This is a genomic window from Microbacterium marinilacus, assembly GCF_019753765.1.
Lineage (GTDB): Bacteria > Actinomycetota > Actinomycetes > Actinomycetales > Microbacteriaceae > Microbacterium > Microbacterium marinilacus.
Genome location: NZ_JAIJZW010000009.1, coordinates 1 through 18,138, shown reverse-complemented (window position 1 = coordinate 18,138; position 18,138 = coordinate 1). Strand labels below are relative to the sequence as shown.

General features: G+C 73.0%; 19 protein-coding genes. 9 read left to right on the top strand and 10 right to left on the bottom strand.

Going from position 1 to position 18,138, the window contains the following annotated elements:
- The first annotated feature begins 6 nt into the window (after window positions 1–6).
- A complete protein-coding gene (locus tag K5S26_RS14170) occupies window positions 7–594 on the top strand; it encodes a nitroreductase family protein (protein WP_221859324.1) in 588 nt (195 codons plus the stop codon).
- A gap of 87 nt (window positions 595–681) precedes the next feature.
- On the opposite strand, the gene K5S26_RS14165 is transcribed toward K5S26_RS14170, so the two are convergent.
- The 5 genes from K5S26_RS14165 to K5S26_RS14145 form a co-directional block, all read right to left on the bottom strand.
- A complete protein-coding gene (locus tag K5S26_RS14165) occupies window positions 682–2,271 on the bottom strand; it encodes a hypothetical protein (RefSeq protein WP_221859322.1) in 1,590 nt (529 codons plus the stop codon).
- Complete coding sequence (locus tag K5S26_RS14160; protein ID WP_221859320.1) at window positions 2,253–3,053, bottom strand: ABC transporter ATP-binding protein; 801 nt, start codon at window positions 3,051–3,053, stop codon at window positions 2,253–2,255. Before K5S26_RS14160 ends, K5S26_RS14165 begins: the two co-directional genes overlap by 19 nt.
- Window positions 3,054–3,128: 75 nt before the next feature.
- Complete coding sequence (locus tag K5S26_RS14155; RefSeq protein WP_221859318.1) at window positions 3,129–3,890, bottom strand: ABC transporter ATP-binding protein; 762 nt, start codon at window positions 3,888–3,890, stop codon at window positions 3,129–3,131.
- Window positions 3,887–4,720 carry an ABC transporter permease gene (locus K5S26_RS14150; protein ID WP_246604052.1) on the bottom strand — a complete coding sequence of 278 codons (834 nt, stop codon included), beginning with the start codon at window positions 4,718–4,720 and terminating at the stop codon, window positions 3,887–3,889. The genes K5S26_RS14155 and K5S26_RS14150 overlap by 4 nt, the downstream gene beginning before the upstream one ends.
- Before the next feature lie 2 nt (window positions 4,721–4,722).
- Window positions 4,723–5,769: an ABC transporter substrate-binding protein gene (locus K5S26_RS14145; RefSeq protein WP_221859316.1), complete on the bottom strand. Its 1,047-nt coding sequence runs from the start codon at window positions 5,767–5,769 to the stop codon at window positions 4,723–4,725.
- A 221-nt stretch (window positions 5,770–5,990) separates the two neighbouring features.
- Here K5S26_RS14145 and K5S26_RS14140 point away from each other — a divergent pair, with 221 nt between their 5' ends.
- Both K5S26_RS14140 and K5S26_RS14135 read left to right on the top strand, forming a co-directional pair.
- Window positions 5,991–6,686, top strand: coding sequence for a YkoF family thiamine/hydroxymethylpyrimidine-binding protein (locus tag K5S26_RS14140; protein ID WP_308122987.1), 696 nt, complete (start codon window positions 5,991–5,993; stop codon window positions 6,684–6,686).
- Between the two features lie 25 nt (window positions 6,687–6,711).
- Complete coding sequence (locus K5S26_RS14135) at window positions 6,712–8,037, top strand: NtaA/DmoA family FMN-dependent monooxygenase (protein WP_246604051.1); 1,326 nt, start codon at window positions 6,712–6,714, stop codon at window positions 8,035–8,037.
- Between the two features lie 24 nt (window positions 8,038–8,061).
- Here K5S26_RS14135 and K5S26_RS14130 read toward each other — a convergent pair whose 3' ends face one another.
- Window positions 8,062–10,272 carry an ATP-dependent Clp protease ATP-binding subunit gene (locus K5S26_RS14130; RefSeq protein WP_221859314.1) on the bottom strand — a complete coding sequence of 737 codons (2,211 nt, stop codon included), beginning with the start codon at window positions 10,270–10,272 and terminating at the stop codon, window positions 8,062–8,064.
- 118 nt (window positions 10,273–10,390) lie between these two features.
- On the opposite strand from K5S26_RS14130, the gene K5S26_RS14125 reads away from it, so the two are divergent.
- From K5S26_RS14125 to K5S26_RS14105, 5 genes are all read left to right on the top strand, one after another.
- Window positions 10,391–10,801 (top strand): hypothetical protein, encoded by a 411-nt coding sequence (locus K5S26_RS14125; RefSeq protein WP_221859312.1) that lies wholly within the window; start codon window positions 10,391–10,393, stop codon window positions 10,799–10,801.
- A 10-nt stretch (window positions 10,802–10,811) separates the two neighbouring features.
- The gene (locus tag K5S26_RS14120) at window positions 10,812–11,195 is read left to right on the top strand and encodes a hypothetical protein (RefSeq protein ID WP_221859310.1); all 384 of its coding nucleotides are present in this window, start codon (window positions 10,812–10,814) and stop codon (window positions 11,193–11,195) included.
- A gap of 91 nt (window positions 11,196–11,286) precedes the next feature.
- A complete protein-coding gene (locus K5S26_RS14115; RefSeq protein ID WP_221859308.1) occupies window positions 11,287–11,520 on the top strand; it encodes a hypothetical protein in 234 nt (77 codons plus the stop codon).
- Window positions 11,517–11,915 (top strand): PIN domain-containing protein, encoded by a 399-nt coding sequence (locus K5S26_RS14110; RefSeq protein WP_221859306.1) that lies wholly within the window; start codon window positions 11,517–11,519, stop codon window positions 11,913–11,915. Before K5S26_RS14115 ends, K5S26_RS14110 begins: the two co-directional genes overlap by 4 nt.
- 110 nt (window positions 11,916–12,025) lie before the next feature.
- Entirely contained in the window at window positions 12,026–12,907 is an 882-nt protein-coding gene (locus tag K5S26_RS14105; RefSeq protein ID WP_221859305.1) for a helix-turn-helix transcriptional regulator, read from the top strand.
- A 21-nt stretch (window positions 12,908–12,928) separates the two neighbouring features.
- Here K5S26_RS14105 and K5S26_RS14100 read toward each other — a convergent pair whose 3' ends face one another.
- On the bottom strand, window positions 12,929–14,134 hold the full coding sequence (locus tag K5S26_RS14100) for an MFS transporter (protein WP_221859303.1): 1,206 nt from the start codon (window positions 14,132–14,134) through the stop codon (window positions 12,929–12,931).
- A gap of 112 nt (window positions 14,135–14,246) precedes the next feature.
- Window positions 14,247–15,227, bottom strand: coding sequence for a helix-turn-helix domain-containing protein (locus K5S26_RS14095; protein WP_221859301.1), 981 nt, complete (start codon window positions 15,225–15,227; stop codon window positions 14,247–14,249).
- 85 nt (window positions 15,228–15,312) lie between these two features.
- On the opposite strand from K5S26_RS14095, the gene K5S26_RS19050 reads away from it, so the two are divergent.
- Window positions 15,313–15,438: a hypothetical protein gene (locus tag K5S26_RS19050; RefSeq protein WP_281427311.1), complete on the top strand. Its 126-nt coding sequence runs from the start codon at window positions 15,313–15,315 to the stop codon at window positions 15,436–15,438.
- Here the strand turns inward: K5S26_RS19050 and K5S26_RS14090 are convergent.
- Together K5S26_RS14090 and K5S26_RS14085 are read right to left on the bottom strand one after the other, a co-directional pair.
- Window positions 15,424–16,650 carry a glycosyltransferase gene (locus K5S26_RS14090; protein WP_221859299.1) on the bottom strand — a complete coding sequence of 409 codons (1,227 nt, stop codon included), beginning with the start codon at window positions 16,648–16,650 and terminating at the stop codon, window positions 15,424–15,426. The genes K5S26_RS19050 and K5S26_RS14090 overlap by 15 nt on opposite strands.
- 30 nt (window positions 16,651–16,680) lie before the next feature.
- Entirely contained in the window at window positions 16,681–17,970 is a 1,290-nt protein-coding gene (locus K5S26_RS14085; RefSeq protein ID WP_221859296.1) for a glycosyltransferase, read from the bottom strand.
- Window positions 17,971–18,138 lie beyond the last annotated feature (168 nt).

Here is an 18,138-nt window from a genome sequence, read left to right as displayed (position 1 = left end):
GAGAACATGGGCGCTGCCACCCTCGACCGCATCGCGACCACCGACCACCCCGTGCTGGACGTGCTCGCCGGGCGCTGGAGCCCCCGCGCGTACGACGCGGAGACCCCCATCGACGAGGCCAAGCTCGCGAGCGCGCTCGAGGCCGCCCGCTGGGCGCCCTCGGCCATGAACCTGCAGCCGTGGAAGTTCATCGTCGCCCGCCGGGGCACGGCGGAGCACGCCGCCGTCAGCGAGGCGCTGCTGGGCTTCAACCAGGCCTGGGCCCCCGCGGCGGGCGTGCTGATCGTCGCGATCGCCGTCACCCACGACGACGCCGGCAACGAGATCCCGACCGCCCTGTACGACCTCGGCCAGGCGATGGCGCACCTGTCCGTGCAGGCGCACCACGACGGTCTCGTCGTGCACCAGATGGCCGGCTTCGACCCGGCCGCGGTCGCCCAGCACTTCGGTCTCGCCGCGAACGAGCGCCCGTTCACCGTCACCGCCCTCGGCGAGTTCGGCGACCTCGAGGCCCTGCCCGAGCCGCTGCGCGAGCGCGAGACCGCGCCCCGCACGCGCCGCCCGATCGCGGAGTCCCTCGCGGCGAACGCCTGAGCGACCGACGACACGCGAGAGGGGCCGGTGGGGTGATCCCACCGGCCCCTCTCGCCGTCCGGATCGGATCCGGATCGGGCGGGCCGCCTATGCCTCGCTGCTCACGGCGATCAGCACCTCGGGCCAGCGTCGGTCGAGGATCCGGCCGCCGAGGACGATGCCGCCCCACGCCGCCGCGGCACCGAGGATCAGCCCGCTCGCGAGGCTGATCCAGCCGAGGGCCGGGTTCCACAGCGCGGCGATCGCGAAGCCGAAGGCCGGCGCCCCGACGACGAGGATCGCCGGCACCATGATCGCGAGCGCGGCGAACGACTGAACCCCGCCCGACGAGCCGCGGCCGAGGGGGTTCGCCTCCGGCGCGGGCGCGCGACCCGGCAGCCACGAGCCGACGAGCGCACCCGCCCCGGCGGCTGCGAGCACCAGTCCGAGCGACGCGCCGAGCGAGGCGGGGAGCAGCGCCCAGTCGCCCACGACGAGGCAGGCCAGCACGCTCAGCACCACCACGACGGGCACGGCGATGACGACGACGGCCAGCACGCGTCCGGCGCGGTCGTCGACGCCGCGCACGCCCGCGAGCAGGTGCAGCGCGACCGCGTCGTGGTCGTAGGCGACGTCCATCTGCACGATGGTGCAGACCATCAGGGCGCAGATGGCCGGCACCAGGATCACGCCGCCGCCGAGCGCCATCCCGCCGCCCATCAGCGACATCGCCTGCGGGGCCATGATGAGGAACGGCAGCAGCACCAGCAGCACCGTGTTCAGGATGTGCCGCGGGTCGCGCCGCCGGTAGCGCAGCGACCGCGCGGCGATCGCACCCGCCGGGGTCGCCGGCAGCAGCCGATCGAGCATCTTGCCCCCGCGCACCTGTCCGCCTCCGCGGCTGATGATCGGCGCGACCAGCCGGGCGGCGAGCATCGCCCGCGCGACGAGCCACAGCACGGCGACGGTCGCGAGCGCGATCACGAGTCGCAGCCCCGCCACGGCCCACTCGCCGTCGACCAGCGCGGCCGGCACTCCGAAGGCCGCGCCCACGGGCGTCCATGCCAGCACGTCGGCGACGGCGTCCATCGCCCCTCCGGCGTCCTCGGCCTGCACGACGGCCATGAGGACGACGTTCACGAGGATGCCGGAGGACGCCAGCAGCAGGGTGCCGACCACCACGACCAGGTCGCGGGTGCGGCGCCCGGCGAGCCACTTCGCCAGCAGACCGCTGACGACGCGGGCGCCCAGCACGCAGATGGCCAGCGCCACGGGAGCGAGCAGGACGGCGGCGACGAGCGCGATCGGCTGCACCGACCATCCGAGCAGCATCAGCAGCAGGGCGAGCGACGTGCCGATCCCGCCGATCCCGAGCGCACCGGCCACGACGAGCCCCGGCAGCAGCCGATCTGCACGCACGGGCAGCAGCGAGAACCGTTCCGGCGCGAGCAGCTCGTCGGCGCTGACCAGGATCGACCCCAGCCACCAGCCGAGCGTGATGACGGATCCGGCGAGGATCAGCGCGACGCTCACGGCGTCGGGCACGAACACGCGCAGCGCCGACAGCCCGAACGCGAGCAGCGACAGCAGTCCGATCGCCATGAGGCCGAGCACCACGAGCGAGACGATCATCCAGACGTTGCGCGACAGCTGGTGGCCGAGCTGGCGCCACCGCAGCCCTACGAGGAGCGCAACCATGCCAGCGTCTCCGAGCCGAGCTCGTGTCGTCCCACCAGGTCCAGGAAGCGCTGCTGCAGCGAGGCTCCCGCGCGCACCTCGTCGAGCGAGCCGTGGGCGAGGAGGCGCCCCTCGGCGACGATCGCGACGCGGTCGCACAGCGACTCGACGAGCTCCATGACGTGGCTCGAGAGGATCACCGTGCCGCCGCCCGCGACGAACGCGCGCAGGATCTGACGGATGGTCTCGCCGGAGACGGGGTCGACGGCCTCCAACGGCTCATCGAGCACGAGGAGCCGGGGCGCGTGGATGAGCGCGCAGGCGAGGCCGATCTTCTTGCGCATGCCGGCGGAGTAGTCGACGACGAGCGTGCGGCCGTCCTCCGCGAGGCCGAGCGCGTCGAGCAGCTCGCCCGAGCGGGTGGTGACGTCGGCGTCGTCCATGCCGTGCAGCAGCCCCGTGTAGCGCAGCAGCTCGGCTCCGGTGAGCCGGTCGAACATGCGCACGCCGTCGGGCAGCACGCCCATGCGCGCCTTGGCGGCGGCGGGGTCGCGCCACACGTCGGCGCCGAGCACGAACGCGGTGCCGGCGTCCGGCCGCAGGACGCCGGTGGCCATGGACAGGGTCGTGGTCTTGCCGGCGCCGTTCGGTCCGAGCAGGCCCAGCATCGCGCCCGCGGGCACGTCGAGCGACAGGTCGTCGACGGCGACCTTCGGGCCGAACTGCTTGCGCAGGCTTCGCAGCGCGAGGACGGGCGGCTCCACGGCCGCGCCGGCGTCGCCGGTTCCAGGATCATCGTGCATACCCGTCACGCTACGGTCCCCGCGGGCCCGGGACATCCGCCTCGCGGGGGATGTCTGCCCCGCTCGCGGTCGCGGTCACACCGGCCCGCGCGCCAGGAGACGCCGCACGCGGTCCTCGATGACGGGCACCTCGGGCCGCAGGACGAAGCCGTCGCCGCGGGGGATGACCCGCGGGACGGCGACCTCTCCGACCACCCTCCCGGGTCGCGGCGAGAACACCAGCACCCGGTCGGACAGCCGGATGGCCTCGCGGATGTCGTGGGTGATGAGCAGCACGCTCCAGCGGTGCACGGCCCAGACGTCCAGCAGCCAGCGCTGCAGCTCCTCGCGCGTCATGGCGTCGAGGGCGCCGAAGGGCTCGTCCAGCAGCAGCAGCGGGCGCTCCTGCACCACGGCGCGCACGAACGACACCCGCTGTCGCATGCCGCCGGACAGCTGGCGCGGGTACAGGCGCTCCGTGCCCTCGAGACCGAACGCCGGCAGCAGCCGGGAGACGCGGCGCCGCGCCTCCGCCCGGCGGACTCCCGCGACCTCGAGCCCGACGGCGGCGTTGTCGATCACGCGCCGCCAGGGCAGCAGCACGTCGCGCTGCGGCATGAAGGCGAAGGGACGGTTGTCGCGCGAGACGGGCGCACCGCCGGCGCGGATCCGTCCCTCGTCCGCCGCGAGCGCGCCCGTCAGCAGCGACAGCAGCGTCGACTTGCCGCTGCCGCTCGGGCCCACGATCGACACGACCTCCCCGGCCCCGAGCCTCAGCGAGACGCCGTCGAGCACGGGCGTCCCGCCGAACGCCTTGCCCACGCCGTCGAGCTCGAGCGCGGGGGAGTGGTCGCTCATCGCGTGCCGCCCAGCTCGATGCGGCGCCAGGGCAGGACGACGCGCTCGACCGTCACGACGAGGGCGTACAGCGTCAGCGTGAGGAGGGAGCTGACGACGACGGCCGCCAGCACGAGGTCGGTGCGGAAGACGTGCTTGGCCGACTGCATGTACACGCCGAGCCCCGAGACGGCTCCCGCGTACTCGGCGAAGATCGCGCCCACCACCGCGTAGGTGATCGAGACCCGCAGCGCCGAGAAGAACGAGGGCATGGCTCCCGGCAGCCGGAGGAGCCGGAACACCGTCGTGCGCCGCGCGCCCATCGAGCGCAGCAGGTGCTCCGCGTCGGGGTCGGCGGACTCGAAGCCTCGCAGCAGCCCGATCACGAGCGGGAAGAAGGTCACGAACGCCACGAGCAGCACCTTCGGCAGCAGGTCGAAGCCGAACCAGAGCACGACGACAGGCGCCAGGGCGATCATCGGCAGCGTCTGGCTGACGACGAGCAGCGGCAGGACGGCTCGTCGCAGCAGTCGCGAGAAGTCGAGCAGGGTGGCGACCGCGAACGCGACCGCCACGGACAGCCCGAATCCGAGCAGTGTGGCGCGCAGCGTGGGGAGGGCGTGACCGAGCAGGGCCTCGCGCTCGACCACTCCCTGCTCGGCGATGCGGGCCGGCGACGGCAGGACCGCCGGTGGCAGCAGGCCGGCCGCGCCGACCGCCTGCCAGACGAGCAGGACGATCGCCGCGGCGACGACGGGCGGGAGCACGGCGGCGAGCGCCGCCGAGGCCCGTGCGGCGGTCGCGGCCCCTCCCTCGTTCCTGCCCTGCTCCTGCATGCTCGGTGCGGACATCGTCAGGGCAGGTACTCGTTCGTGTAGTACGCCGACCACTCGGGCTCGTCCGTCACGGCCTCGCCGGCGGCGTCGGTGAGGAAGCCCTGCTCGACGAGGAACCGCCCGAACTCCGCCCAGACCTGCGGGTCGGCCGCGCCCGGAGCGCCCTCCTCCGGCACGAGGTAGCCGCCCGAGGCGAGCAGGTCGGTGCTGCGTCGCACGAGCTCCTCCGCGGTGCCGAGGGTGTCGGGCTCGGCGGCGACGAGGATGTCGGCGGCCTCGTCGGGGTGCTCGGCGGCGTAGGCGTAGCCGCGCTGCACGGCGGCGACGAACCCCTCCGCCTCGTCCTCGTGCGTCGCCAGGTACGCGTCGCTCGAGACGATCCCGGTCGACTGCTGCTCCGGCAGCCCGTAGTCCTGATAGCGGAACTCGGCGTAGGGGTGCCCGTCGATCTCCGCCTGGAGGTTCTCCCACGTGGCGACCGACAGCGTGAAGTCGATCCGGCCCTGGCTCAGCGCCTCGTAGGCGCCCGTGTCGAGCACGACCTCGTCGAAGTCGCCCTCGCCGCCGTCGCCGCGGATCACGGTGTCGACGTAGGCGGCGTACAGGGGCGATCCGAAGCCGCCGAAGACGAGGCCGTCAAGGTCGGCGGGGCGGGAGATGTCGTCGCGGTCTGCGAGGTACACGAGCCGGCCGGTGTCCCTGGTGGTCACGCTGTAGACCGACACGATGTCGCGGCCCGCGGTGCGCCCGAGCAGCACGCTCGCCTGACCGACCATGCCGAAGTCGGCAGATCCGGCGGAGACGAGCTCGGCGACGGACGTCGACCCGTAGGGCAGGATCTCGAGGTCGATCCCCTCCTCCTCGAAGTACCCGAGCGCGTCCGCGACGTACACGCCGACGTGGTTGGTGTTCGGCGCCCAGTCGAGCGCGAAGGTGACGGTCGACGGCCCGTCGGGGGCCGACGAGGCGGGGCCGGGGTCACCGGCGCAGCCGCCGAGGACGAGGACGGACAGCAGGACGGATGCCGCGGCGGAGCGCGCGCGGACGGAACGGTCGATGCGCATCGAGCGTGCCCTTTCGATCGGTGTCGGGGCACGGGTGTGAAGAGCTGCCTCCCTGCGCTGGCATGACCCAGATCAGGTTCGACGGTCGAAGGTTGAGGACCTTCCTCTCAGCCCGGCCTACCGGACTCCCGTGTTTCGCAGCCATCGTAGCGCGGGCCGGGGCCGGGGCCGCGGCCGTATCGCGCCCAGGGTGCACCCGCATCAGGCCTAAGGTGGACGCCGTGACGACCGCGACCCCTGCCGACGCCGCCCCCCTGACGCCCCAGCAGTACGGCGTCGGGGCGCGCCTGACGCTCTCCGTGTACGACTCCGACTACGTCCGGATCATCCTCGACGCGCTCGAGTCGGCCGACGCGACCGGCCTCGACATCGACACGGGCGACATCTCGACGTTCGTCGGCGGGCCCGAGCGCCGCATCGTGGGGTACGTGCGCGAGGTCATCGCCGCGGCGGCGGCCTCCGGGGCGCACGTCAGCGCGAGCGTGCTGCTCTCGCGCGGGTGCCCGGGCGAGCTGCAGTGCGAGCTGCCCGCCGGAACGACGGCCCTCGGCGCCGACGACGTGTCCCTTGCGCCGTCGGGTGTGCGGGCCCGGGCGCACTGGTCGCTGTATCCGCTGCTCGACGCTGACCACGGCACGGATCACGGCGGGGAGAGCGGCGGCGAGGCGGACCACATGGCGGCCATCGGGCGGGCGATCGACCACGCCCGCGAGACGGGCGTCTACGACGGGTCCGACCACTACGCCACGCGCCTCGACGGCGACCTGTCGGCCGTGCTCGAGACCGCGGCGAACGCCTGGATCGCCGTCGGTCGCACCGTGCAGCACGTCACCACGCACCTGACGATCTCGCTGAACAGCCCGACATCGATCAGGCCGACGCTGAGCGGCCCGCCAGCGGCCGGCGCCGGCCGCTGAGCGACGGCGTGAGCGGAGCGCCCGCATGACCGGCCGCCGTATCCATCTGGTCGGCATGGTGAACCCGCCGACCAGCCAGTACGCCGAGAACTGGCGCAATCCGCTCGGCCGGTCCGACTGGCTGCGCGGCGGCTTCTACGCCGACCTCGGCCGCACGCTCGAACGAGGGCTGTTCGACATGATCTTCCTCGCCGACGCCCTCGCGGTGCCGGAGGACGCCGACGGCGAGTACGCCACGACGCTCGAGACCGGCGGCAAGGGCAGCATCTACCAGGACCCGATCGCGATCGTCTCCCTGATCGCCGGGGCGACCTCGCGGATCGGGCTCGGCGCGACGGTCTCCACGGGCTTCGCCCCGGCCTACACGATCGCCCGCCAGCTGCTCACCGTCGACCAGCTCTCCGGCGGCCGCGCGGCATGGAACATCGTCACGTCGACCACCGACGCCGAGGCGCGCAATCACGGCCGCGACGCGATCGCCCCGCCCGGCGAGCGCTACGAGGCCGCAGACCGCGTGGTGCAGACCGTGACGGACCTCTGGCGCAGCTGGGATCCGGATGCGCTGCTGCTCGACCGCGACGCGCGGCGGTTCGCCGACCCGGCGGGGGTGCGCCGCGTGCCCAGACGCGACGGGCTGCCGCCGCTCGCCCGCGGCCCGCTGACGATCCCGCCGAGCCCGCAGCGGCATCCGGTGCTGATGCAGGCGGGGTCGTCGCCGCGCGGACGCGCCTTCGCCGCCCGCTGGGCCGAGGTGGTCTTCGCGATCGGCGACACCGAGGACGGGATGCGCGCGCTGCGCGAGGAGCTGCGGGGTCGCGCTCGCCTCGACCACGGCCGCGATCCCGACGACCTGCTCGTGCTGCAGGGCGTCCAGCCCGTCCTCGGCTGGACGGACGGCGAGGCGACGGCCAAGCTCTCGGCGCTGCGCGCGCAGATCGAGCTGCCCGACGCGCTCGTGAAGCTGGAGCGCCTGCTGCACGCGCACGACCTGGATCCGGCGGCCCCGGCGACAGAGGCGCTGGCGGCGCATCGCGGCGCGACCGGCAGCGTCGGCTTCGAGGACATGCTCGCCTCGCTGAGCGCGCGCCGCGGCTTCACCGTCGCCGATCTCGCGATCGAGCAGGCGCTGAACCAGCTGCATCCGCAGCCCGTCGGCGCGCCGCAGACCGTCGCCGACGAGCTCGAGCACCTGTTCCGGTCGGGCGCCGCGGACGGCTTCATCGTGATGCCGGCGCTGTACCACTCGTCCTTCGAGGACGTGGTCAACGGGCTCGTTCCCGAGCTGCAGCGTCGGGGCCTGTACCGCACGCGCTACGCGGGCGCCACGCTGCGCGAGCACCTGCGCGACTGACCGCTCGGTGAGCTCGCCCGGGGCTCAGTCCTCGACGATCTCCGCGTCGATGACGTCCTCGTCCCCATCCCCGGAAGCCTCCGGCTGGCCCTCGCTCGTGAGGGCCAGCCGGCCGCCCTCCGGCGCCACGTCCACGCGGACGGTGTCGCCGTCGCGCACGCCGCCCGAGAGGATGGCCATCGCGAGACGGTCCTGGATCTCGGTCTGGATCAGCCGGCGCAGCGGACGCGCGCCGAACAGCGGGTCGTAGCCGCGCTCGGCGAGCCAGGAGCGGGCGTCCGGCGTGACGGCGAGCGTGAGTCGCCGGTCGGCCAGGCGACGCTGCAGCAGGTCGACCTGCAGCTCGACGATCTGAGCCAGGTCGTCGTGGGTCAGCGCCTGGAACATCACGATGTCGTCGAGGCGGTTCACGAACTCGGGCTTGAACGCCTGTCGCACCAGCTGCAGCACCTGCTCGCGCTTGACCTCCGCCGAGATGGTCGGGTCGATGAGGACCGGCGAGCCGAGGTTCGACGTCAGGATCAGGATCACGTTCTTGAAGTCGACGGTGCGCCCCTGGCCGTCGGTCAGGCGGCCGTCGTCCATCACCTGGAGCAGCACGTCGAACACCTCCGGGTGCGCCTTCTCGACCTCGTCGAGCAGCACCACGCCGTAGGGACGGCGCCGCACGGCCTCGGTGAGCTGACCGCCCTGCTCGTAGCCGACGTACCCGGGAGGGGCGCCGACGAGGCGCGAGACCGAGTGCTTCTCGCCGTACTCCGACATGTCGATGCGCACCATCGCGTGCTCGTCGTCGAACAGGAACTCGGCGAGAGCCTTCGCCAGCTCGGTCTTGCCGACGCCCGTGGGGCCGAGGAACAGGAACGAGCCGGTCGGGCGGTTCGGGTCGCTGATGCCCGCCCGCGAGCGCCGCACGGCGTCCGAGACGGCCTTCACGGCCTCCTTCTGTCCGATGAGGCGGCGTCCGAGCTCCCGCTCGAGGTGCAGCAGCCGCTCCGTCTCGCCCTGCAGCAGACGCCCGACGGGGATGCCGGTCCAGGCAGCGATCACCTGGGCGATGTCGTCGTCGGTCACCTGCTCGTTCACCATGCGCGGCTCGTCGCTCGCCGCGTCGGCCTGCCGTTCCGCCTCGGCGACGTCGGCCTCGAGCTGCTTGATGGTCTCGTACTGCAGCTTCGACGCCCGGGCGTAGTCGGCCTCGCGCAGGGCGCGGTCGCGCTCGGTGACGGCCTCGTCGAGGCGCTTTTTCAGATCTCCGACGCGGTTCAGGCCGCCGCGCTCCCTGGCCCAGCGCTGTTCGAGCACCGTCAGCTCGGCCTCGGCGCCCGCCATCTGCTCGCGCAGCTTCGCGAGCCGCTCCTTCGAGCCGGCGTCCTTCTCCTTCTTGAGAGCGAGCTCCTCGAGGCGCATGCGGTCCACCTGACGCTTGAGCTGGTCGATCTCCACGGGCGACGAGTCGATCTCCATCTTGAGCCGGCTCATCGCCTCGTCGATCAGGTCGATCGCCTTGTCCGGCAGCTGCCGGCTCGGGATGTACCGGTTCGACAGCGCCGCGGCGGCGACCAGCGCGCTGTCGGTGATGGTGACGCCGTGGTGCGCCTCGTACCGGCCCTTGAGGCCGCGCAGGATCGCCACCGTGTCCTCGACGCTCGGCTCGCCGACGTACACCTGCTGGAAGCGGCGCTCGAGCGCGGCATCCTTCTCGATGAACTCGCGGTACTCGTTGAGCGTGGTGGCGCCGATGAGGCGCAGCTCGCCGCGCGCGAGCATGGGCTTCAGCATGTTCGAGGCGGCGACCGACCCCTCGCCTCCTCCGGCGCCCATCAGCACGTGCAGCTCGTCGATGAACGTGATGACCTGGCCGTCGGACTCGGTGATCTCCTGCAGCACGTTCTTGAGGCGTTCCTCGAACTGCCCGCGATACATGGCGCCGGCGACGAGGGCGGACATGTCGAGGCTGATCAGCCTCTTGTCCTTCAGGCTCTCGGCGACGTCTCCCGCCACGATCCGCTGGGCGAGGCCCTCCACGACGGCGGTCTTGCCGACGCCGGGCTCGCCGATCAGCACGGGGTTGTTCTTCGTGCGTCGTGTGAGCACCTGGCTGACGCGACGGATCTCGCCGTCGCGTCCGATCACCGGGTCGAGCTTGCCCTGACGGGCCCGCTCGGTGAGATCGATCCCGAACTGCTCCAGCGCGCTGCGCTGATCCTGCTCCGCCTGCTGTCCCTGAGCCATCTGCCGCCTCCTGAAAGACCTCGCGACAAACTTGAGTCGCTTACGCTCAACTTTAGCAGGATCGTTCCGCGACGGGTAGGGGCGAGCGCCGCGCGATCCGGCCCGCTAGCCTGGCCGCGTGAGCAGTCCTACCGGCGAGCCTCCCCGCCTGCCGCCCTACGCGGCGGCATCGGCCTATGCGCCTCCGCCGTACCCCGGCGGCATCCCCGCGGCCGCTGCTCCGCACGGCAGTCGCATCCCCGCGACGATCGCCATCGGCTTCGCGGCGGCGATCGTCCTGCTGCTGCTGGCCGACTTCGGCGTCTACGCCGGCCTGCTCGCCGGCGGCGACATCGCCGGGCTCTCCTCCGTCAGCGCGGTGTTCTCGCTGATCGGCGCCGCGCTCGGTCTCGGCGCCATCGGCTTCGGAATCGCCGGCATCGCCTCGCGCAACGGCGTCGTCCTGGCCGGCGTCGCCGTCGGCGTCGGCGGCACGCAGATCGTGGGGCTGGTGCGCTGGATCGTCCAGGCCGCCCTGACGGGCCTCTAGGAGGACACGGATGACCGCTCCCGCTTCCCCCTACGGCGCACCGCAACCGCCCTACGGCGCCCCGCAGCACCCCTACGGCGCGCCGCTCGCGCCGCGCAACACCGTCGGCATCGTCGCGATCGTCCTGGTCGGGCTCGGCGTGGCGCTCTCCCTCGTCCAGACGGTGGTCCCCGCCCTGGTCCGCACCACCGCGCTCCTGCCCGCTGCGCTGGGCGTGACCGGGGTCGCGCAGCTGATCGTCAACCTCTCGGCGGCGATCCTCGCGATCATCGGCCTGCGCCACCCGCGCAAGGCGCTTCCGGCGATCGCGCTGGGCTTCGCCGTGATGGCGCTGATCTCGTTCGCGCTCTGGAGCGGCGTGCTGCCGATCCTGCTGCCCTCCCTGCTCGGCTGAGCCGAGGGCAACGCGGCGACGGAACGCGGCGGCCGTCCTCGGGGTACCGACGATCGCCCCGCATCATGTGTGATGCAGATATGATGCAGGTATGCGCACAACCGTCGATCTGCCGCCGGCGCTGCATCGTCGCGCCCGCGAGATCGCGGCGAGCCGGCATGAATCGCTGTCGACGGTGCTCGCCGACCTGGCGGCGCGGGGCCTCGCATCCATGGATGTGCCGGCGTCGATCGATCACCATCCGGTGAGCGGATTCCCTCGCGTGAGCATCGGGCGCACCGTCACGGCGGACGATGTCGCAGCGCTTCTGGACGACGACGAGTGACGGCACCGTTCCTCCTCGATGCGAACGTCCTGATCGCCTCGACGCTCACCGACCATGTGTTCCACGAGGGGTCGAACGCGTGGATCGCCGAAGTCTCGTCGGTCGCCGTCTGCCCGGCCGTGGAAGGGGCACTGGTGCGCACGCTCGTGAGGCTCGGTGAGCATCCCGATTCGATCACGGCGTTGCTGAACGGGGTCCACGCGCACCCATTGGTGGAGTTCTGGTCCGACTCGATCTCCTATCGCCACGCACCGCTGTCGTCGGTCCGCGGCCATCGCCAGGTCACCGACGTCTACCTCGTGGCCCTCGCACGAGAGCACAGCGCGCGCCTGGCGACGTTCGACGGGCCGCTCGCCTCGGCATTCCCCGACGACGTTCTGCTGCTCGACCACTGAGTCACGCCGCGCTCGTCGCTGGAGCGGCGTGCTGCCGATCCTGCTGCCCTCCCTGCTCGGCTGAGCCGACGCGCAGGAATGAGCGCGCGCCGACGCGCGTTGAGGGCGACATGACCCGGTCGACCATGCTCGAGCACGCCCTGTCGTCCCTCGACATCCGGCCCGGCACGGTCCATCGCTCGCAGCTCGCGCCGACGTCGTCGCTGCGCCTCGGAGTCGACGGCGCGACGCTGGTGTACGTGCGCTCCGGCGAGCTCACCGGCGCGCCGTCCCCGGGCACGAGCTGCCGGGTCGACGGCCCGTCGGGCGACGCCGCCGCGGCCACCGGCCCGCGCACCCTGCTCGCCGGCGACGCCTTCCTCAGCCTGGGCTGCCGACCGATCGCCCTGACATCGCAGTCCGGCGCCGAGCTCACCGTGGTGCCCGCCGAGCTGTCGGTCGCCGACGTGACGCCGCTCCCGCCCTTCGTCTTCATCGACGGCTTCGTCGGTCTCGAGCCCGCAGCCGCGGCCCTCGCCGCGCACCTGGGCGCGGAACCGGTCGGCGACCGCTCGGGCGACGACAGGATCTGCCGGATGATGGTCACGACCGTGGTGCTGTCGGCCATCCGCGCGTGGGCCTCTCGCGACGCCCACGATCCGTCATGGCCCGGTCCCGCGGCCGACCCGTTCCTCGCCCGCGTCGCCGCGGCCGTCGCGGACGACCCCGGACGCGATTGGACCATCGACCAGCTCGCGAGCCTCGGCGCGATGTCGCGCACGGTGTTCGCCGCCCGCTTCCGGTGCGCCTACGGGCGATCGCCCGCCGGGTACGTCGCCGAGATCCGGATGCGGCATGCCAGGACGATGCTCGAGTCCGGCGCCTCGGTGTCGGAGACGGCGCGAGCGCTCGGCTACGGCTCCGACGAGGGCTTCAGCCGAGCCTTCCGGCGCCACACCGGCACGGCGCCGTCGCTCTGGCGCGCCCGCGTCGAGGCCCCCTCGATGATCTGACCGCGCCGGGCGGCGATGCCCTCAGCCGCGCGCGCGACGTGCGGCGTGATCGCGGACCGAGCGCCCGAACAGCAGGGCGCCCACGACCAGCAGCACGACCGCGGCGGCGTCCGCCGTCACGACTCCCGTCAGGTCGATGAGCACCCCGCCGACGCCCGCGGCGAGGGTGATGGCGAGCTGGAAGCCCATGACCGTGAGCACGCCGCCCGACTCGAGACGGTCCGGCATGCGGTGGCCGACCCACGTGTTGACGATAATCAGCCACGACGCGAAGAAGAAGCCCCACGCGAACACGGCGAGCGCCACGGCGGCGATGGAGCCGGGCAGCAGCACGACCACGCCGATCGATGCCGCGATCACGAGGGGAGCTGCGACGGCGAGGGCGCGGAACGCGCGGTCGACGAGGAGGCCGATAGCGAGGTTGCCGATGAGCCCTCCGACGCCGAAGGCCGCGAGCAGCAGCACGATCGTCTCGGGCGGGACATCCGGCATCCGCTCGAGCGCGAGGCGGATGTAGGTGTAGGCGAGGAAGTGGCCGAGCACCACGAATACGTGACCGACCATGCCGGCCGCGACGCCCGGCCGGCGGAACGAGTCGACGAGCAGCCGCAGGCTCGAGGCCGCGGCGGCCGGCACCCGTGGCAGCGCCAGCCGCACCGCGACCGCGATGAGAGCCGTGACCGCGCCCACCACGACGAACGCGATGCGCCAGTCGAGCAGTTCGCTCAGGAGGACGCCCAGCGGCACACCCGCGACCGTGGCGAGCGACACCCCGGCGGAGGTGAACATGAGGCCGCGTCCGATGCGGTCCGGGCCCGTGAGCCGCGCGGCGACCGTGATCGACATCGACCAGAACGCGCTGATCGCGGCGCCGAGGAAGAACCGGGCCACGAGGATCGTGACGAGGTGGGGCGACACGGCGACCACCAGGCTCGACACGGATGCCGCGGCGGCGGCCCAGACGAGCAGTGCGCGACGGTCGAGGCGGGGCACGAGCAGGCCGATCGTCGGCGCGACGAGGAGGCCGGCGACCGCGGTGATCGTCACCGTCTGGCCCGCCTGCCCAGGGGTGACGCCCAGGCCCGCGGCCATCTCGGTGAGAACGCCGTTCGGCAGGAACTCGGCCGTGACGAGGACGAAGCCCTGCAGCATCATCACGACGAGGGCGCCGTACCTGAGGGGCGCGTCCTTCGGGAGGGCGACGGGGATCGACGCGGTGGAGGTCATGATTCGATCCTGGGCGACCCCGCGCCCGCGTGCCCGACCGAACGTCCGCCGCATCCGACCATCCGTCCGGGAGCGGGCTGTGGCCGCGGGTTGCCGGTGCCCGCCCGCCGGCCTATGCGGCGGTCGTCGCGGGGGAGGGCTCGTCGCGGCACGCGAAGCGGGCGCGGTACGCGGTCGGCGTGGTGCCGAGCACCCGGGCGAAGTTCTGCCTCAGCACCGCCGCCGAGCCGAACCCGCACTCGTCGGCGATGCGGTCGAGGCCCCATTCGGTGCGCTCGAGCAGGCGCTGCGCCTGGATGATCCGCTGCCGCCCGAGCCATGCGGCGGGCGTCGTGCCGTAGTCGGCCTTGAAGCGGCGCGCGAAGGTGCGCGGGGACATGTGGGCGCGACCGGCGAGCAGCTCGACGGTGAGGTCCCGGTGCAGGTTCTCGAGCGCCCAGTCGGCGACCGGCGCCAGCGACAGGCCGGCCGACTCGGGCAGGGGCTTCAGGATGAACTGCGCCTGCCCTCCCTCGCGCTGCGGCGCGACGACCATGCGACGCGCGATGCGGTTGGCGGCCTCGGCGCCGAGCTCTTGGCGCAGCAGGTGCAGGCAGGCGTCGAGGCCGGCGGCGGTGCCGGCGCTCGTGATGATGCGGCCGTCCTGCACGTAGAGCACGTCGGGGTCGACGTCGATCTGCGGATACATGCGCGCCATCGTGTCGGCGTACAGCCAGTGCGTCGTGGCACGGCGCCCGTCGAGCACGCCGGACGCGGCGAGCACGAACGCGCCGCTGCAGACGCTCAGCAGCCAGGCGCCGCGCTCGGCGGCATCCCGGATGACGCGGGCGACGCGGGTGTCCACCCGGCGCCACGCCGACTTCGGCTGCGTGGACACCACGACGATGTCCGCCGTCTCGGCGAAGCTCAGGTCGTGCTCGACGTTCACCGAGAAGCCGAGGTTGGAGGCGACCGGGCCCGGCTCGGCCGTGACGATGCGGAAGTCGAACGGCTCGATGCCGTCCTCCGACCTGTCGAGACCGAAGGCCTCGCAGGCGACGCCGAACTCGAACGGCGCGAAGCCCTCCTGCACGATGCATGCGACGGTCCTCATGCGCGCCTCCTGTTGGCAGTTTTCCTGCGGATTGCGTCGAGTCTGCCACTGTTGGCAGGATCCACGCAAGCGAAGGATGACTGCCATGATCATCCTGATTCTGGTGGCGGCCCTGTCCGTCGTGGGCATCGCGGCGACGGTACGCGGCGTGTGGACCGACGGGTACGGCCCGTCCCGCACCGACGCCACGCGCGTGTCACACCGTGGCTGAACGCAGCGTCCGCTCGTACACCGCGATCATCGCGGCCGTGCGCGACGACTGACGGAACCGCCCCGGCATACGCGGATCGGGCACGGGCGCCGTTCCCCCGGCGATGTCCGCCGCGGCGCGGCGCAGCGTCCGCGCCAGCGCCACCACCCGACCCGGCTCGTCGTCGCGAGGCTCCACCGCCCACACCCCGCCACCGACCTCCGCGGCGATGTCCGGGTCGCTGACCACCGCCGGCGTGCCGAGCGACGCCGCCTCGAACGGCGTCATCCCCTGCGTCTCGAAGCCGATGGACGTCTGCACCAGGGCGTCGGCCGCGGCGATGCGGCGCAGGGTCTCGTCGTACGTCAGCCGACCCGCGAAGCGCACGCGGTCCTCGATCCCGTGGCGAGCGATCAGGCGGCGCGCCGCCCCGGACTGCGCCCCGCCGCCGATCAGGTCGACCTCGCAGTCGACCCCGGAGAGGGCGAGCGCCTCGAGGAACGGCAGCAGCCGCTTCTCCGGGCTCATCCGCCCCAGCCACACGAACCGCGGCCTGCCCGCAGCGCGCTCCTCGGGCGCCGCGGCGATGACGCGGTCGAGCACGTCGTCGTCGATGCCGTTCCACACCACGTCCACCTCGGCGCGCACGCCGTGCGCCTCCAGCCGGCGGGCGAAGTGCGCGGAAGGCGCCGTCACCGCACGGGCGCCGGCAGCGAGCCCGCGCAGATACGCCCAGCCGTCCGCTCCCGTGCGCGCGCCGCCCGGGAGGCCGCGCAGCGCCAGGCGCCGCCAGCCGTTCAGCAGCCACAGCACGACCCCCGGCAGCGGCACGGTCGCCCGGATGCCGACGTCCACGCGGTTGTGCATCGTGTGGACCACCGGCAGGCCGTGCCGCGCGGCGAAGCGGTAGCCGAGGAACGCCCCCCAGAAGTCGGCCTGCACGTGCACCAGGTCCGGCGCCGGACGGCCGGCGAAGCCCGCGTCGATCGCACGATCGGCGCGGCGCCCCGGCCAGCTGAACGAGTACTCCCGGTCGGGCGTCACGGGGATCGACGGGATGTCGAGGTACGACGGGTCGGCCGCACCCGAGCGTGCGAGCGAGCCATGACGCTCCGGGGCCACCACCGTCACCGTGTGCCCCGCCCGCTCGAGGTACCGCCGCTGCAGGCGCGTCGAGACCTGCGCCCCGCCGAGGGTCTCGGCGTGCTGATCCGCGAACATCACGACATGCACGGCGGGCTCCTGTGGATCCGGGTGTCGCGCCTACGCCGGCAGGCCGCCGCGGCGGTCCCCATCATCGGCGCGCTCCGCGCCTCGGCGGTCCCCATGATCGGCGCGCTCCGCGGCGCCCCGATAGAGCCCCTCGAACGTGTCGAGCGTGCGATTGATGTCATGCACCATCACGCCGTCCAGCGAGGCCCGCTGCAGGCGCAGGCGCTCCTCCGGCGACGCCGTGAGCACACGGGTCAGCTTCTCGGCCAGGTCGTCGACGTCGCCGGGCGTGAACAGGTAGCCGTTCTCGCCGTCATGCACGAGGTGCGGCAGCGCCACGGCGTCCGCCGCGACGACCGGCAGCCCCGAGGCCATCGCCTCCATGGTCGCGATCGACTGCAGCTCGGCGATCGACGCGATCGCGAAGACCGCGCCGCCCGTCAGCGTCGCCCGCAGGTGCTCGTCCGAGGAGCGACCGTGGAAGGTCACGCGGTCGTCGATCCCCAGCTCCGCGACCAGCGTGCGCAGGGCGGGCTCCTGGTCACCCTGCCCGACGAGGTCCAGCTTCGCGTCGAGACCCGGGTCGAGCTGGGCGAGCGCGCGCAGGATGACGTCGACCTGCTTCTCGGCCGTGAGACGACCGACGAAGACGATGCGGTTCTCGGAGCGCGGCTCGAGATCGGCCGTGTACTGCGTGCGGTCGATGCCGCAGCTGATGGGCACGACGCCGGAGATGTCGATCTGCCGCTCGAGGAAGTCCGCCGCCCGCCGGGTCGGCGTCGTCACCGCCGCCGCCAGGCCGAAGGTGCGCTTGGCGTCGTCCCACGCGAGCTTCACGAGGATCCGGTTCGCCCAGTCGGGCAGCGTCGTGTGGTCGAGGATATTCTCCGGCATGACGTGGTTCGTCGCGATGATCCGGATGCCCCGCTTGCGCGCCTCCCGGGCCAGGCCGCGGCCGATCACGATGTGCGACTGGATGTGGACGACGTCCGGCTTCACCCGGTCGAGCACGCGGCGCGCGTGGTGCTTCGACCGCCACGGCCACACGAAGCGCAGCCACTCGTGCCACCACAGCGGCACCGACGGCAGCCGGTGCACGGTCATCCGCTCGCCCTCGATCGTCTCCGAGCGGTTCGGCTCGTCGACGTAGCGGGTGTTCGGCGCGGCGACGTGCACCTCGTGGCCGCGCTGCACGAGACCGGCGGCGAGCCGCTCGGCGAAGCGCGCGGCTCCGTTGATGTCCGGCGCGAACGTGTCGGCGCCGATCAGGATCCGGAGGGGAGCGGCCCGGCGCGCCTCCTCATCGGGGAGGGGGGCGTCGGCGGGAGACGGAGTGGTCACGTTCGGCCTCGCAGTGCTGTTCGTGGCGGCGCGGCATCCCGCCCCTGATGGGAAGCGAGGCGCCGGGAAGTCGGAGTCTGAGCCTAACCCGCCCGCCTGCGTCCACCCGGGAGGCGCGGCACCCTCCCGCCCGAGTGCCAGAGGGCACTCAGGCTCGACGCGCGAGTG